Raw genomic sequence first — 15,245 nt, 5'->3', positions numbered from 1 at the left:
GGTTTGAGGAATGGCGGACATCTTCGACGTGGTGGCGGATCCCACGCGGCGGCAGCTGCTCAGCCGGCTGCTGCAGCTGGCCCCGCGACCGGGCGTCGCCGGCGAGATCAGTGTCGGACAGCTGGTGACCGAGCTCGGCATCAGCCAGCCCACCGTGTCGAAGCACCTCAAGACGCTGCGCGAGCACGGGCTCGTCACCGTGCGCGAGGAGGGGCAGCACCGCTACTACCGCCTCGACCCGGCCCCGCTCATCGAGGTCGAGGAGTTCATCGGCCGCTTCGCAGAGCTGGCCGGCTACTCCGCCGCCGACCGCGAGCCGGATCCGCTGGCCGCCGTGCACGCGGCCTGGGCCGGCACCGAGGTCGGCAGCCGACTCGGCCGTGTCGCCGCGACCACCGCCTTCGGGGCGCGCTCGGCGATCCAAGGGGCGCAGGAGCGCCTCGGCGAGGCGCTGCCCTGGGCGAAGCGCGGCTGAGCCGCCCCGCCAGGTCGCCGCCGGAGTCGCTGAACGCGGCACTCGCACTGGGGTCGGATGCACACAGCCGGCACTGAGGGAAGGCCTAGACGCGCATCCTCATCAGCCCCTATGCTCACGGTCGAGCACTCCAGTCACACTGGTCACAGCGTGCTCGTGCTCCGGGTGCGCCGCACTCACGGGGGCTCGATCGACCGGAACCACAGGGGCTCGAATGGCAGGGGATCTCTCCGACGTGCGCTTCCTCACCGTCGCCGAAGTGGCGGAGATGATGCGCGTGTCGAACATGACCGTCTACCGCATGGTGCACGCGGGCGAACTGCCCGCCGTGCGCTTCGGACGGTCGTACCGCATCCCCGAGTCGGCGGTCTCGTCGGCGATCGGCCTCGGCGACAGCCAGGTCGGCTGACCTGATCGGCTGCCCGGTCACAGCTCCCCGCCACCTCGGCTAGAATGTCGCGGTTGGCTTTTTTCCGAGGTTCGGTACGGACCTGGATGTCCGCGACCGAACGATTCGAGGTGAACTATGGGTTCCGTCATCAAGAAGCGCCGCAAGCGCATGGCGAAGAAGAAGCACCGCAAGCTGCTTCGCAAGACGCGTCACCAGCGTCGCAACAAGAAGTGACGACTGACTGAAGTCGTGAGGGCGTCGGACCGCAGGGTCCGGCGCCCTTCTTCGTACCTGGCGGTGTGGGACGGATCGCGCAACGACCGACGAGGTCGAGACGGCCGGGTCAGTCGGCGGGGTCGGGCGCCGGCGCCTCGCCGGTCGAGCGGTTCTGCAGCGGTGCGGTCGCGCTCGCACGACGGGCGCTCTTGCGCACCGCGCGGGCCTCGCGCTTCACCCGCTTCTGCGCCTCGCGCAGGCTCGAGCGCTGGAGCTGCATGACCGGCCACGCGTTCTCGTCGGCGTGACGGTGCAGCGCCGCATCCGGGTTCACGACGATGCGGTTGCCGACGAGCTCGAGCAGCGGCAGATCGTTGCGGCTGTCGGAGTAGGCCCAGCAGTCGGCGAGGTCGGCGCCGATCGCTCCGGCCAGCTCGCGTGCGGCGACGGCCTTGCGCTCGCCGTGCATGACGTGGCCGACGAGGCGGCCCGTGTACTGCCCGTCGACGACCTCGACGCGGGTGCCCAGGGCTCCGGTGAGTCCGAGTCGGCGGGCGATCACGTCGCCCACCTCCCACGGCGTCGCGGAGATGAGCCAGACCTCGTGGCCCTTGGCGATGTGGGCCTGCGCGAGGGCGACGGTCTCCGGCCAGAGGCGGGGATTGATCCGGTCCTCCCAGATCGACTCGGCGAGGTGCGCGATCTCGTCCGGCGTCTTGCCGGCGACGAGCTCGAGCGCCCGCTCGCGGGCCGAGGCGAGGTGCGCGTCGTTCTCGCCGACGCGGGTGAAGCGCACCTGGTGCCAGACGAAGGGGGCGATGTCGCGCCAGGTGATCACCTTGCGGCGGAACGCCTCGACACCCACGTGGAAGAGACTCGTGCCCCGCATCAGCGTGTTGTCGACATCGAAGAAGGCGACGATCGGGCGGTCGCTCGAGGGCTCTGCGCCAGCCGTCGAGGTCGCTCCGGTCTCGTCGCTCATCGTCGGCCTAGTCTAGGCGGGTGACGCGTCTGACCCTCATCCGCAAGCCCGGATGTCACCTCTGCGACGACGCCCGTTCGGTCATCGACCAGGTGCTGCCCGAGTTCCCCGGGGTCGAGATCGGCGAGCTGTCGATCCTCGACGACCCGGAGCTGATGGAGAAGCACGTCGAGGAGATCCCGGTCGTGCTGATCGACGATCGCGTGCACACGATCTGGCGAGTCGACGCCGAGCGTCTGCGCACGGCTCTGGCGGCGGCGACCCGCTGATCCTGTCGGCACGTCTGCTGACCGCAGCACCCGTGAACGGGGGAGTGGACCGGGGTAGACCGATCGGGTGACCATGATGCGGTCATCCGATCGGAGGGGGAATCCGGATGCTTCGCTCACGTCTGCTCGCCGGGGTCGGTCTCGGCCTCGGCATCCTGCTCGCGATCGCCGGGCTCGCCGTCACGCTGTCGCTCGTCGGCATCGGCATCTGGCTCGAGACGCCCGCGGCGCCGAAGCCGGATGTCACGACCGCGACGATCGGCCTCGTGCTCGTCGGCCTGTCGGGCTACGCCGTCTTCCGCGGCGGGTGGCTCATGCTCAAGGCCGCACGCACGGCCCTGCGCACGCCGCTGGCCGACTAGGGTCGCGAGGCCACGCCGCGCGGCGGGGCCGCTCTCAGCCGAGCCCGCTGACCAGCAGGCTCACGCCCAGCGCCACGATCACCGTGTTGAAGGTGAACGACAGGATGCTGTGCAGCGTCACGATCTTGCGCATCGCGGTCGTGCGCACCTGCACGTCGCTGCCGGCGAAGGTCGTCGAGATCTGCGCCGCGAAGTAGATGAAGTCGGCGAAGCGCGGCTCGCGGTCGCCGGGGAAGTGCAGTCCGCCGCCCTCCGCGTAGGCCCGGGCGTAGCGCACCGCGTACGAGACGATATTCACGGCGAAGCTCGTCGCCACCGTGAGCACTCCGCCGATCAGCAGCAGCCCGGGTGAGTCGACGATGCCGCCGAGGAGAGCGATCGTGAGCAGCCCGGCGAGGGTCGTGACCGTGCCTCCGCCGGCCCAGTAGATCGCGCCGCCGCCGTTCACTCCCCACCACAGCCGCCACAGGCGCCCGGGCCGCGGGTTGGTGGAGCGCAGCATCGACACGAGCGAGCCCGACGACGCGCGCGAGAACGCGGTGAACGCGAGCGCGATCATCACGATCGCCATGACGGCCCAGAACGCCAGGATGATCATGAGCGAGAACGCGACAGGGTCGCTGCGGGTGAGGCCTGTCCTGCTGAGCAGCAGGCTGATCGGGATCGAGAGCGCGAACATGGCGCCGAGCGAGATGTAGTGCCGCACGACGTCGGAGGCGAGAACGGGATGGTCGCGCTTCCGTCGGGCCATCCGACGAGTGTAGGGAAGAGGGATGCCGACGTCGGCGGCGCACAGGGCGACGCCAGGTTCGCGTCGGGCGCGGCCGGGCGCGCCGCCGGACGTGCGGCCTAGCGTGGGGGGCATGACCGAATCGCAGACTCCGCTGCCGTACCGTCCCGCATCCACCTCCTCCCGCCCGCCGCTAGCGATCGTCGGCGCGCGCGTCGTGCCGGTCACCGCGGATCCGATCGAGAACGGCACGGTCGTCGTCGAGGGCGGGCGCATCACCGCGATCGGCGCGGCCGCCGAGGTCGTCGTGCCCGAGGGCGCGACGGTGGTGGATGCGGCCGGGCGCTGGCTCGTGCCCGGTTTCATCGAGGCGCACGGCCACGTGGGCATCCACGAGGAGGGCGTCGGCGTCGAGGGCAACGACACCAACGAGATGACCAACCCGAACACGGCCGGCGTGCGGGCGATCGACGCGATCGACATCGACGACGAGGGATTCCGCGACGCGCTGCGCGGCGGCATCACGAGCATCGTCGTGAAGCCCGGCAGCGGCAACGTCATCGGCGGGCGCACGGTCGCGATCAAGAGCTGGGGCGGCCGCACGATCGACGAGCAGCTGCTGCGGCCCGAAGTGAGCGTGAAGTCGGCGCTCGGCGAGAACCCGAAGCGCGTCTACGCCGGCAAGTCGCAGACGCCGTCGACCCGCCTCGGCGTCGCCTACGTGCTGCGTCAGGCCTTCGAGGATGCGCGGCACTACGCCGCGACCCGAGCCGAGGCGGCGACGGAGGGCAAGGCCTTCAAGCGCGACCTCGCCCTCGAGACCCTCGCCGCCGTGCTCGACGGCGAGCTCGTCTGGGATCAGCACGTGCACCGTCACGACGACATCGCCACGGCCATCCGCCTCGCCGAGGAGTTCGGCTACAAGCTCGTCGTCAACCACGGCACCGAGGGCGACAAGGTCGCCGACGTGCTGGCCGAGAAGGGCATCCCGGTCATCTTCGGCCCGATGTTCACCAGCCGCTCGAAGGTCGAGCTGAAGGATCGCGCGATCAAGAACCTCGCCGCGCTCGCCCGCGCCGGCGTGCAGGTCGCGATCACGACCGACCACCCGGTCGTGCCGATCGACTTCCTCGTGCACCAGGCCTCGCTCGCCGTGAAGGAGGGCCTGCCGGCGCAGACCGCGCTCGAGGCGCTCACGATCAACCCGGCGCGCATCCTCGGACTCGACGACCGCGTCGGCGCGCTCTCGGTGGGGCTGGACGGCGATCTCGTGCTCTGGTCGGGCGACCCGCTCGACGTGAACTCGCGCGCCGAGCACGTCTTCGTCGAGGGCGTCGAGGTCTACGCCTGGGATGCCGAGCTCGGCTCCGGGCGCACGGTCGAGCGCGCGGAGCGCTTCGCCGGCTGAGCCTGCTGCCGCATCCGTCGTCGCGGAACGACGAAGCCCCTCGCCGATCAGATCGGCGAGGGGCTTCGTTCGTGCAGGTCGTGTGCCTTACGGCTCCAGGCGGTTCGGACCGCGGAAGAGGTAGATGACCTCGCGGATCGACGGCAGGCCGAGCAGCAGCATGATGACGCGGGCCAGGCCCATGCCGAAGCCGCCGTGCGGGGGCACGCCGTGGCGGAAGAAGTCGAGGTAGAACTCGAGCTCCTCCGGGTCGAGGCCCTTCTCCTTCGCCTGCTCGATCAGCACATCCACGCGGTGCTCGCGCTGCGCGCCCGTCGAGATCTCGGCGCCGTTGTAGATGAGGTCGTAGCTCTTCGTGATCGAGCCGTCGCCCTCGTGACGCTGGTGGTAGAAGGGGCGGATGCTCGAGTCGTAGTCGGTGACGAAGACGAAGTCGGAGCCGTGGTTGGCCTTCACCCACTCGCTGATGCGACGCTCGGCCTCGGGGTCGAGGTCGCCATCGGCGCGCGGGATCTCGTAGCCGCCCTCGGCGACGATGCGGCGCACCTCGGCGAGCGGGATGCGCGGGAACGGCGCCGTCGGCACCTCGAACTCCACGCCGAAGGCCGCCGTGATGGCCTCGCCGTACTTCTCCTTGACCGCGGTCAGGCCGGCGATGAGCAGCTGCTCGTGCACCTGCATGACGTCTTCGTGCGAGTCGATCCAGCTGAACTCGCTGTCGACGCTGATGAACTCGGTCGCGTGGCGGCTCGTGAACGATGGGTCGGCCCGGAACGCCGGCGCGATCTCGAACACCTTGCCGAAGCCGGCCGGCTGCGCCATCTGCTTGAAGAACTGCGGGCTCTGCGCGAGGTAGGCCTTGGTCTCGAAGTAGCCGACCTCGAACAGCTCGGCGCGGCTCTCGGACGCGCTGGCCATGAGCTTCGGGGTGTGGATCTCGATGAAGTCGTTGTCGATCCACCAGGTGCGCAGCGCGTGCTCGAAGGTCGTCTGCACGCGGGCGATCAGGTTCTGCTCGGGGCGGCGCAGGTCGAGGAAGCGCCAGTCGAGGCGCTTGTCGATCGACGAGTCGGCCGTGACGGGCGGCTCGGGGAAGGCGGCGCCGGCGACATCCACCGACCCGATCTTGACCTCGAGCCCGCCGAGCTTGACGCGCTCGTCGGCCTTGAGCTCGCCCTCGACCGACAGGAAGGTGCCGTGGGTGAGGGCGGAGATCTGCGCGGCGATCGGGTCGTCGACGGGGTTCTCGCCCACGTCGGTGCGCGGGTGCACGAGCTGCACGGCGCCGGTCTCATCGCGCAGCACGATGAACTGCACCTTCTTCTGATCGCGCACCGTCTCGACCCATCCGGCCACACGGACCGGTCCGTCGGGGGTGTCGGCGAGCTTCTGGACGAGAGTGCGTTCGGTCACGGGGGCCGAGTCTACTGAGCGCGCGCGCCTCGCGCGTCGGCGGGCGCTGTGCGGCGCGCGTCAGGCGGAGGCGTCGGCGTCAGCGTCCGCGTCAGGCGGAGGCGTCGGCGGCGACGTGCGCGAGACGCTCGACGAACTCGTCGGCCATGCCGGCCTTGCGGCGCAGCTCGGCCTGGCGCTCGCGGGCGTCGTCGAGCCAGGCGGCGAGCGCGGCGGGGCGACCCGGCGCATCCGTCTCGTCGACGACGGCGAGCAGCTCGCCCATCTGCTCGAGGCTGTAGCCGAGCGGCTTCATGCGCCGGATGAGCAGCAGTCGCTCGAGGTCAGCGTCGGTGTACTCGCGGAACCCGCCGACGGTGCGGCCGCTCGGCACGAGCAGCCCGATCTCGTCCCAGTGCCGCAGGGAGCGCAGCGAGAGTCCGTTCGCCTCGGCGACCTCGCCGATGCGGTAGGCGCGCGGGGCGGGGGATGCGGCGGGCGCGGCGGGCGCGGCGGCTGCGCTCGCCGCGCCGGGCACGACGGAGTCCGCATCCGGCTCGGTGTGCTCGCTCATGTTCAAACCTGACGTTACGTGAGGGTAGGGTGGATGCGCGGCGCAACGGAGCGCGGCCCATCCGCCGTCACCGTACCGAACGGAATCCTCGTGCCCGTCGCCCCCGCCGGAGTCCTCGCCGCCCTGCGCTCGCCGCGCCTGCTCACCCGCGAGGCACTCGCCGGCCTCGTGACCGCGTTCGCGCTGATCCCCGAGGCGATCTCCTTCGCGATCGTCGCCGGCGTCGACCCGCGCGTCGGCCTGTTCGCGAGCTTCACCACGGCCGTCGCGATCTCGATCGTCGGCGGGCGCCCCGCGATGATCTCGGCCGCCGCCGGGTCGGTCGCCCTCGTCATGGCGCCGCTCGTCGCCTCGCACGGGCTCGACTACCTGATCGCGGCCGTGCTGCTCGGCGGCGTCATCCAGGTCGCGGTCGGGCTCGCCGGCTTCGCCAAGATCATGCGCTTCGTGCCGCGCAGCGTCATGGTCGGCTTCGTCAACGCGCTCGCGATCCTGATCTTCCTGGCGCAGCTGCGGCACCTCATCGACGTGCCGTGGGCGGTCTATCCGCTCGTCGCGGTCGGCGTCGCGCTCATCGTGCTGCTGCCGAAGCTCACGCGGGCCGTGCCGTCGCCGCTCATCGCGATCGTGGCGATCACCGCGACCGTGATGATCGCGGGCATCCACGTGCCGACCGTCGGCGACGAGGGCGCGCTGCCCGAGGGGCTGCCGCTGCCCGGACTGCCGCAGGTGCCGCTCACCCTCGAGACCCTCGGCGTGATCGCGCCCTACGCGCTCGGCATGGCCGCCGTCGGCCTGCTCGAGTCGCTGCTGACCGCGCGCCTCGTCGACGAGATCACCGAGACGCGCTCGTCGTCGACCCGCGAGGCCTGGGGCCAGGGCGTCGCGAACCTCATCACGGGCGTCTTCGGCGGCATGGGCACCTGCGCGATGATCGGCCAGACGATGATCAACGTGAAGACCGCGGGCGCGCGCACCCGCCTCTCGACCTTCTTCGCCGGCGTCTTCCTGCTCGTGCTGGTCGTCGCGCTCGGCGGCATCGTCGGGCAGATCCCGATGGCGGCGCTCGTCGCCGTCATGATCATGGTCTCGGCGACCACCTTCGACTGGCACAGCATCCGCCCGAAGGTGCTGAAGCGGATGCCGCTCGGCGAGACCCTGGTGATGGTCACGACCGTGGTCGTGGTCGTCGCGACGAACAACCTCGCGATCGGCGTGGGCGTCGGCGTGCTCGCCGCGGCGCTGATCTTCGCCCGCCGGGTGGCGCGCTTCGCGACCGTGCACCGCGACGCCCCGGAGCCCTCGGGCGACGGCGTGCTCGTGCGCTACCGCGTCGAGGGCGAGCTGTTCTTCGCGTCGAGCAGCGACCTCGTCACCCGCTTCGACTACGCCGCCGACCAGGTGGCGGTCGGGGCGAGCGAGCGTGCGGCCGACGGGGCGGTGATCGACGGGGCCGTCGAGATCGACCTCTCCGGCTCGCACATCTGGGATGCCTCGACCGTGGTAGCGCTCGACGCGGTCGCCCAGCGCTACCGCTCGCACGGCATCGAGCCGCGCGTCGTCGGGCTCAACGCCCCGAGCGCCGCGTTGCGCGAGCGCCTCGGCGGCGTGCTCGCGGGGCACTGAGGTCGCGTCGGATGAGCCATAGCGGATGCACGGTCGGGCGTCCAGTGCGGAACGCGTAGGATTCCGGCGTGCCCGCCGACCGCATCCACCTCGTTCGCCATGGTGAGGTGCACAATCCCGAGCGCGTGCTCTACGGCCGGCTGCCCGGCTACCGGCTGAGCGAGCTGGGGGAGCGGATGGCCGATGCCGCCGCCGCGTCACACGCCGACCACCCGCCGGTGAGGCTCTTCGCGAGCCCGCTGCAGCGCACGCAGGAGAGCGCCGCGCCGTGGGCCGAGCGCTACGGCCTCGAGATCGTCGACAACGCCGACCTCATCGAGCCGGCCAACCGCTTCGAGGGCACGAACGTGCGCACCGCGATCCGCGACCCGCGCAGCTGGCCCTGGCTGGTCAACCCCTGGCGTCCGAGCTGGGGCGAGGCCTTCACGTCGATCGCCGCGCGCATGATGCGCGCCGTCGACACCGCCTGGAACTCGGTCGACTCCGGCGAGGTCGTGCTCGTCAGCCACCAGCTGCCGATCTGGATGGTCGCCCGCACCGTCGCCGGCCAGCGCCTCGCCCACGACCCGCGCGCCCGACGCTGCACCCTCTCGAGCATCACCAGCCTCGAGAAGCGCGACGGCCGCTTCGTGGAAGTCGACTATCAGGAACCCGCGCGAGACTTGCTGGCGCAGTCGACCGATCTGGGAGCCGTGTGAACGCCCGAACCAGCCCCGCCGCCGCGACCCGCTCCGCAGCGGATCGCTCCGTTGCGACCGGCCGCCCCGCGACCGGCCGCCGCCGCATCCTCGTCGCCGTTCCGGCGCTCGCCGCGGCCGCTGCGCTCGTGCTCGCCGGCTGCACCGCGCAGGGCGACAGCCTGTCGAAGCAGTACCGCGAGAACGCGGGCAAGAACTACGTCTCCTCCGACGGTTCGACGCAGACCTTCAGCCCCGACAAGCGCAAGGACGCGGTCGTCTACCAGGGCACGACCCCCGACGGCGACACCATCACCTCGAAGAGCCTCGAGGGCAAGGTCGCAGTGCTGAACTTCTGGTACGCCTCCTGCGGACCGTGCCGCATCGAGGCGCCCGACCTGAAGAAGCTGTCGGATGACTACGGCGACACGGTCTCGTTCCTCGGCGTGAACGTGCGCGACGACGGTGCGACCGCCCAGACTTTCGAGAAGAAGTACGAGCTCGCCTACCCGACCCTGCTCGACGCGGGCGACAACGAGGTGCAGCTCGCCTTCGCCGGCTCGGTTTCGGCGAACGCCGTGCCGACGACCCTCGTGATCGACCAGCAGGGGCGCGTGGCCGCCCGCTTCAGCGGACGCATCCAGAGCCCCGACGTGCTCAAGCAGATCATCGACGACACCGTCGCCGAGGCGAAGTAGTGGGCTCTCCCGGCGAGATCGTCTACAGCGGCGGTCTCTGGCTCGCCCTGCCGATCGCACTCGCCGCGGGCCTCATCTCCTTCCTCTCGCCGTGCGTGCTGCCGCTGGTGCCGGGCTACCTCGGCTTCGTCAGCGGCGTGACGAGCGGCAAGCCGCAGACGCGCAAGCGGATGGTGGCGGGCGCCGGGCTGTTCGTGCTCGGCTTCTCGGTCGTCTTCCTGCTCGCGTTCCTCGTGCTCGGCTCCTTCGGCACGTTCCTGCTGCGCTGGCAGGACGTCATCCTGCGCGTCGCCGGCGTCGTGGTGATCCTGCTCGGCATCGTCTTCATCGGGCAGATCAGCTTCCTGCAGCGCTCCATCAAGTCGACCTGGCAGCCGCGCACCGGCCTCATCGGCGCCCCGCTGCTCGGCGTCGTCTTCGCCGTCGGCTGGACCCCGTGCATCGGGCCGACCCTCGTCGCCGCCCAGTCGCTGGCGCTGAACACCGGGGATGTCGGGCGTTCGCTGCTCATCGGCGTCGCCTACTGCATCGGGCTGGGCCTGCCGTTCCTGCTCGTCGCGCTCGGCTTCGGCTGGGTCGGATCGAGCGTGCGCTGGGTGCGCCGCCACATCCGCCTGGTCAACATCATCGGAGGGCTGCTGCTCATCGCGATCGGACTGCTCATGGTGACCGGACTGTGGCTGCAGTTCACGACGAGCCTGGGGGCGGTGATCGACGACTATGTCCCCACGCTCTGAGGATGATCGGCCTGAGGATGACGTCACGCGCGACGCGAAGAAGACGCGCAAGTCCGCCGGCCGGTCGAGCGCCGACCCGCTGCGCCCGTCCGACTACATCGGCAGCGACGACGAGGCGCTCACGCGCCCCGAGCGCACCCCGCGTGCCGGCAAGGGCGGCGCGGATGCGGGCAGCGACGCCCCGACCGCCGCCAAGCTCAACCCGCTCGAGTGGATCCGCTTCTTCTGGCGTCAGCTCACGAGCATGCGCACGGCCCTCGTGCTGCTGCTCCTGCTCGCGCTCGCCGCGGTGCCCGGCTCGCTCGTGCCGCAGAACAGCGCCGACCCGAACGGCGTCATCCAGTACAAGACCCAGAACCCCGAGGCGTTCAAGATCCTCGACGCGCTGCAGGTCTTCGACACCTACACGTCGTTCTGGTTCTCGGCCATCTACCTGCTGCTGTTCGTCTCGCTGATCGGCTGCATCATCCCGCGCACGACGCACCACCTGAAGGCGCTGCGCACCAAGCCCCCGACCACGCCGGCGCGGCTCTCGCGTCTCGCCGCGCATCTGCAGACGACGGCGGATGCGACGCCCGAGACCGCGATCGACGAGGCCGCGAAGCTGCTCAAGCGCCAGGGCTACCGGGTCGAGCGCTACGACCGCCGCGGGCGCGTCAGCGTCTCGGCCGAGCGCGGCTACCTGCGCGAGACCGGCAACCTGATCTTCCACACCGGCCTGCTGCTGATCCTGCTGCTGGTCGCCGTCGGCGGCGGCTTCATCTACACGGGCGAGAAGCTGCTCGTGCAGGGGCAGAGCTTCACCAACACGCTCTCGAGCTACGACACCTGGAGCCCCGGCCGCTTCTTCGACGAGTCGCAGCTGAACCCCTACTCGCTGCGTCTCGACGGCTTCGACGACAAGTACTCGGTCGACAAGCTCACCGGGGTGTCGCATCCCGAGGACTACACGGCGAAGGTCAGCACCCGCTCGCTCGACGGCACCTGGACCAAGCAGGAGATCAAGGTCAACGAGCCGCTCGCGGTCGGCGGCACCCAGGTCTACCTGCTCGGCAACGGCTACGCGCCGGTGCTCAAGGTGACGGATGCCGACGGGAACGTCGTGTTCGACGACGCCGTGCCGTTCCGCAGCCAGGACACGAACCTCACCGGCCTCGGCGTGCTCAAGGTGCCCGACGGGCTGAAGAAGCAGGCCGGCTTCATCGGCTTCTTCTACCCGACGCCGCTCGAGACGAAGACCGGCGGCTTCCAGTCGGTCTACCCCGGCACGAGCTCGGCGAGTCTCGTGAGCCTGCAGATGTACGTCGGCGACCTCGGGCTCGACACCGGCGCCCCCGTGAACGCCTACGACCTCGACCTCGACAAGCTCACCCAGGTGGCCGGCCGCGACTCCGACACCGACACCCTCCAGATGCGCCTGGGCGAGAAGGCGACCCTGCCCGAGGGCCTCGGCACGATCGAGTTCACCGGCATCAAGCGCTACATCGGCGTCTCGATCCACCACGACCCCGTGCAGGGCTTCGTGCTCGCGCTCGCCGTGATCTCGATCCTCGGCCTGCTGATCAGCCTCTTCATCCCGCGCCGCCGGGTGTGGGTGGCGGCGACGGCCGACGAGGGCGGCGGTGCGGTGCTCGAGTACGCGGCGCTCGCCCGCGGCGACGACCCGCGCCTCGACGACGCCGTGCTCGAGATCGAGAAGCAGCTCGCGAAGCGGCTGCGCGCCCGGGCCCGTGAAGCCGCTTCCGAGTCGTCCTCGTGACGGTCGGCGCGCACAGGGCGCGGGCGTAGGATCACGCCCGTGGATTCCGACTCCCTCGCGACGCTCTCGCTCGTCGCCGTGTACTCCGCGATCGCGGTGTACGTGCTCGCGTTCATCGCCTTCGTGCTCGACCTCTCGGCCCGCAGCGCCCAGGCGCAGCGCCTCGAGTCCGAGCGGGCGGTCCGCGCCGCCGACGCGGTCGGAGCGGATGCACGCAGCGGCCAGCTGGCGAAGGCCGGCGCCGCCGTGCGCGGGGCCGCCGCGAGCGCGACCGCCACGACCGCCGCCGTGCTCGACCGGGCATCCGCCGCCGGCCGCGGACGCGTCTCGGACGCCGACGACGACGAGGTCAACATCGGCAGCCGCTGGCAGCGCACCGGCCTCGCCCTGACGGTGATCGCCTGGCTCATCCACATCGCCGCGATCGTGATGCGCGGTCTCGCCGCCGGTCGCGTGCCGTGGGCGAACATGTTCGAATTCGCGATGACCGGCACCGGCGTCGTCGTCACCGTCTTCCTCGCCGTGCAGCTCTGGCGCGACCTGCGCTTCCTCGGCGCCTACGTCACCGGCATCGTCGCCCTGCTGCTCGGCCTCGCGACCGTCAACTTCTACGTCGCCGTCACCCCGCTGCCGCCGCCCCTGCAGTCGGCCTGGCTCGTCATCCACGTCTTCGTCGCCACCCTCGGCACCGGCTTCTTCGCCGTCGGGGCGGGGCTGTCGCTGCTGCAGCTCATGCAGGTGAAGCGCGAGGAGGGAGGCGCGAAGCGCATCGGCTTCCTGCGCACGCTGCCCTCGTCGGAGGCGCTCGAGAGCATGGCCTACCGCGTGATCGTGGTCGGCTTCGCGTTCTGGACCTTCACCCTCATCGCCGGCGCGATCTGGGCCGAGCGCGCCTGGGGCCGCTACTGGGGCTGGGACACGAAGGAGGTCTGGACCTTCGTGATCTGGGTCGTCTTCGCCGGCTACATCCACGCCCGCGCGACGAAGGGATGGCGCGGGTCCCGCGCCGCGTACCTCGCGATCATCGGCTTCGCGGCGGTGCTGTTCAACTTCACGATCGTGAACCTGTTCTTCAAGGGCCTGCACTCGTACTCGGGGCTCGACACCGGCATGTGAGCGTGGTCCGGGCGGTGCGAGCCGCTCGGGGCCGCGGGGTCGTCTTCGGGCTCCTTCGCACGCGACCTCGTGTGCGGTCGCGTGCACGCCACCTCGGGCGCGGGGACGGGACGTCGTCGCGTCAGCTGGCGCGGTGCCGTGCCGTTCGCCGGACTGTCAGTGCGACGGCTTGTCGCTGAGGTCGTCGTGCGGGGCGAGCAGCCGGATCTGGTGCTCGCGCAGGCTGCGCACGAGCGCCCGCACGCACAGCACGAGCGCCGCGATGCCGGCCGCGGCGAGCACGATCCCGTAACCGCCGCCGGTCGCCGTCAGGGCGACGCCGCCGACGACCGCGAGAGCGCTCGCCAGCAGCACCAGCAACGGGAGCAGGTCGCCCCTCACGCGCGGCCTTCGCCCTGACGCGGATACTGCTCAGCCGACGCTGCGCGCTGCGGGTGACCGCGGTGATCCGCCTCGGCAGTATCCGCGGCGATCTCGCCAGTATCCGCGGAGGACGCGGCGACGGCGCGGCGCTCGAGCTCGGCGTGGCAGCGGGCGAGGCGGGCGCGCCACCAGGCGTCGCGCTCGGGGGCGGCGGCGTGCGCATCCACCAGGCCGGCATCGACGTCGACCCGGCGCACCGGGATCGAACCGCCCTCGGCGCGCAGCGGATCGCGCGTCACGTCGGCGGCGAGCAGGGATGCGGTGCCGAGTCCGCAGTCGAAGTCGAGCTCGGGCAGGGCGGCGGCCAGGTGGGCGCCCATCGCGAGCCCGACGCTCGTGTCGAGGGCGCTCGAGACGACGGCCGGAACGCCGGCCTCGGCCACGATCCGCAGCGCCGCCCGCACGCCGCCGAGCGGCTGCGCCTTCACCACGACGAGGTCGGCGGCGCCCTCGCGCACGACCGCGATCGGATCCTCGGCCTTGCGCACGCTCTCGTCGGCGGCGATCGGCAGATCCCAGTCGTGCAGGCGCGAACGCAGCTCGGCCAGCTCGGGCACGGTCGCGCAGGGCTGCTCGAGGTACTCCAGGTCGAAGGGGGCCAGCTCGTGCGCCGCGTGCTCCGCCTCGTCGATGTTCCAGCCGCCGTTGGCATCCAGGCGGATGCGACCCTCCGGCCCGATCGCGGCGCGCACGGCGCGCACTCGGGCGACGTCGTCGGCGAGCGTCTGGCCGCGCTCGGCGACCTTGACCTTGACCGTGCGGCAGCCGTCGTAGCGGGCGAGCACCTCGGCGACGCGGTCGGCGTCGACGGCGGGCATCGTCGCGTTGACGGGGATGCGGTCGCGGCGCAGCACGAGCAGGTCGGGGTCGCCGGCGCCGACGTCGGACCAGCCGAAGTCGAGGGCGGCGGCCAGCCAGGTCGCGGCCTCGGCGTCGTCGTACTCGGCGAAGGGCGAGAACTCGGTCCAGCCGACGGGTCCGCGCAGCAGCAGCGCCTCGCGCACGTCGATGCCACGGAAGCGGGTCGCGAGCGGCAGCGCCACGACCCGCGCCACGCTGAGCAGCTCGTCGAGCGGCGGGAGCGCGGACGGCGCGGGGAGCGCGGCGGGCCCGGACTGCACGGCATCGGACATGCGAGTCAGTGTGCCACGCGCCCCGCTTCGCCGGGCCCGCATCCGCCCTCTCGCGTGAGCGCGCGAGGGTGGCCAGGAAGTGCACGCCTCGGCGGCGTGTCGCGTGCAGTTCGTGGCCACCCTCGGGAAGCGGGTTCGCGGGGTGGCCAGAGAATGCACGCCTGGGCGGCGTGTCGCGTGCACTTCGTGGCCACCCTCGGGAGGGAGTCCGTCGGGCGGCCAGGGGGGGCATGCGGGACGGAGGGGTGAACGGATGTGCGCGCCAGAGAGGGCTCCG

General features: G+C 71.3%; 18 protein-coding genes. 12 read left to right on the top strand and 6 right to left on the bottom strand.

The features are described 5' to 3' along the window. The first annotated feature begins 10 nt into the window (after positions 1-10). The 3 genes from BJ979_RS01060 to BJ979_RS01050 all read left to right on the top strand — a co-directional run bounded on the left by BJ979_RS01060 (position 11) and on the right by BJ979_RS01050 (position 1,100). Positions 11-475 carry an ArsR/SmtB family transcription factor gene (locus BJ979_RS01060; RefSeq protein WP_179564360.1) on the top strand — a complete coding sequence of 155 codons (465 nt, stop codon included), beginning with the start codon at positions 11-13 and terminating at the stop codon, positions 473-475. A gap of 214 nt (positions 476-689) precedes the next feature. Then, a complete protein-coding gene (locus BJ979_RS01055) occupies positions 690-884 on the top strand; it encodes a helix-turn-helix domain-containing protein (RefSeq protein WP_141164684.1) in 195 nt (64 codons plus the stop codon). Positions 885-1,001: 117 nt separating this feature from the next. Further along, positions 1,002-1,100 carry a 30S ribosomal protein bS22 gene (locus BJ979_RS01050; protein ID WP_003792170.1) on the top strand — a complete coding sequence of 33 codons (99 nt, stop codon included), beginning with the start codon at positions 1,002-1,004 and terminating at the stop codon, positions 1,098-1,100. A 109-nt stretch (positions 1,101-1,209) separates the two neighbouring features. Here the strand turns inward: BJ979_RS01050 and BJ979_RS01045 are convergent, their stop codons facing one another. Continuing rightward, positions 1,210-2,064 (bottom strand): HAD family hydrolase, encoded by an 855-nt coding sequence (locus BJ979_RS01045; RefSeq protein ID WP_179564358.1) that lies wholly within the window; start codon positions 2,062-2,064, stop codon positions 1,210-1,212. Between the two features lie 20 nt (positions 2,065-2,084). Here BJ979_RS01045 and BJ979_RS01040 point away from each other — a divergent pair, with 20 nt between their 5' ends. Together BJ979_RS01040 and BJ979_RS01035 are read left to right on the top strand one after the other, a co-directional pair. Then, complete coding sequence (locus BJ979_RS01040; RefSeq protein WP_179564356.1) at positions 2,085-2,333, top strand: glutaredoxin family protein; 249 nt, start codon at positions 2,085-2,087, stop codon at positions 2,331-2,333. Between the two features lie 107 nt (positions 2,334-2,440). Next, positions 2,441-2,695, top strand: a complete 255-nt coding sequence (locus BJ979_RS01035; RefSeq protein ID WP_179564354.1) for a hypothetical protein — start codon at positions 2,441-2,443, stop codon at positions 2,693-2,695. Positions 2,696-2,729: 34 nt separating this feature from the next. Here BJ979_RS01035 and BJ979_RS01030 read toward each other — a convergent pair whose 3' ends face one another. Further along, positions 2,730-3,446 carry a DUF1345 domain-containing protein gene (locus tag BJ979_RS01030; RefSeq protein ID WP_179564352.1) on the bottom strand — a complete coding sequence of 239 codons (717 nt, stop codon included), beginning with the start codon at positions 3,444-3,446 and terminating at the stop codon, positions 2,730-2,732. Between the two features lie 112 nt (positions 3,447-3,558). Here BJ979_RS01030 and BJ979_RS01025 point away from each other — a divergent pair, with 112 nt between their 5' ends. After that, positions 3,559-4,833, top strand: a complete 1,275-nt coding sequence (locus tag BJ979_RS01025; RefSeq protein ID WP_179564350.1) for an amidohydrolase — start codon at positions 3,559-3,561, stop codon at positions 4,831-4,833. An 87-nt stretch (positions 4,834-4,920) separates the two neighbouring features. Here the strand turns inward: BJ979_RS01025 and aspS are convergent, their stop codons facing one another. Continuing rightward, the gene (aspS, locus tag BJ979_RS01020; protein WP_179564348.1) at positions 4,921-6,246 is read right to left on the bottom strand and encodes an aspartate--tRNA(Asn) ligase; all 1,326 of its coding nucleotides are present in this window, start codon (positions 6,244-6,246) and stop codon (positions 4,921-4,923) included. Positions 6,247-6,337: 91 nt separating this feature from the next. Further along, positions 6,338-6,799 carry a MerR family transcriptional regulator gene (locus BJ979_RS01015; protein WP_179564346.1) on the bottom strand — a complete coding sequence of 154 codons (462 nt, stop codon included), beginning with the start codon at positions 6,797-6,799 and terminating at the stop codon, positions 6,338-6,340. A gap of 33 nt (positions 6,800-6,832) precedes the next feature. Here BJ979_RS01015 and BJ979_RS01010 point away from each other — a divergent pair, with 33 nt between their 5' ends. From BJ979_RS01010 to ccsB, 6 genes are all read left to right on the top strand, one after another. Then, the gene (locus BJ979_RS01010) at positions 6,833-8,425 is read left to right on the top strand and encodes a SulP family inorganic anion transporter (RefSeq protein ID WP_179564344.1); all 1,593 of its coding nucleotides are present in this window, start codon (positions 6,833-6,835) and stop codon (positions 8,423-8,425) included. A gap of 68 nt (positions 8,426-8,493) precedes the next feature. Continuing rightward, entirely contained in the window at positions 8,494-9,123 is a 630-nt protein-coding gene (locus BJ979_RS01005; protein ID WP_179564342.1) for a histidine phosphatase family protein, read from the top strand. Then, positions 9,120-9,800, top strand: coding sequence for a TlpA family protein disulfide reductase (locus BJ979_RS01000; RefSeq protein ID WP_179564339.1), 681 nt, complete (start codon positions 9,120-9,122; stop codon positions 9,798-9,800). Before BJ979_RS01005 ends, BJ979_RS01000 begins: the two co-directional genes overlap by 4 nt. Then, on the top strand, positions 9,800-10,537 hold the full coding sequence (locus BJ979_RS00995; RefSeq protein ID WP_179564337.1) for a cytochrome c biogenesis CcdA family protein: 738 nt from the start codon (positions 9,800-9,802) through the stop codon (positions 10,535-10,537). The genes BJ979_RS01000 and BJ979_RS00995 overlap by 1 nt, the downstream gene beginning before the upstream one ends. Beyond that, complete coding sequence (gene resB, locus BJ979_RS00990; RefSeq protein ID WP_179564335.1) at positions 10,521-12,296, top strand: cytochrome c biogenesis protein ResB; 1,776 nt, start codon at positions 10,521-10,523, stop codon at positions 12,294-12,296. Before BJ979_RS00995 ends, resB begins: the two co-directional genes overlap by 17 nt. A 39-nt stretch (positions 12,297-12,335) precedes the next feature. After that, entirely contained in the window at positions 12,336-13,412 is a 1,077-nt protein-coding gene (ccsB, locus tag BJ979_RS00985; RefSeq protein ID WP_179564333.1) for a c-type cytochrome biogenesis protein CcsB, read from the top strand. Positions 13,413-13,568: 156 nt separating this feature from the next. Here ccsB and BJ979_RS00980 read toward each other — a convergent pair whose 3' ends face one another. Together BJ979_RS00980 and BJ979_RS00975 are read right to left on the bottom strand one after the other, a co-directional pair. After that, positions 13,569-13,793, bottom strand: a complete 225-nt coding sequence (locus BJ979_RS00980; protein ID WP_179564331.1) for a hypothetical protein — start codon at positions 13,791-13,793, stop codon at positions 13,569-13,571. Further along, complete coding sequence (locus BJ979_RS00975) at positions 13,790-14,968, bottom strand: o-succinylbenzoate synthase (RefSeq protein WP_179564329.1); 1,179 nt, start codon at positions 14,966-14,968, stop codon at positions 13,790-13,792. The genes BJ979_RS00980 and BJ979_RS00975 overlap by 4 nt, the downstream gene beginning before the upstream one ends. Positions 14,969-15,245: the final 277 nt, after the last annotated feature.

This window comes from Schumannella luteola (genome assembly GCF_013408685.1).
Taxonomy (GTDB): domain Bacteria; phylum Actinomycetota; class Actinomycetes; order Actinomycetales; family Microbacteriaceae; genus Schumannella; species Schumannella luteola.
Note: the sequence above shows the minus strand (reverse complement) of the source record. Positions and strands in the feature narration are given on the sequence as shown.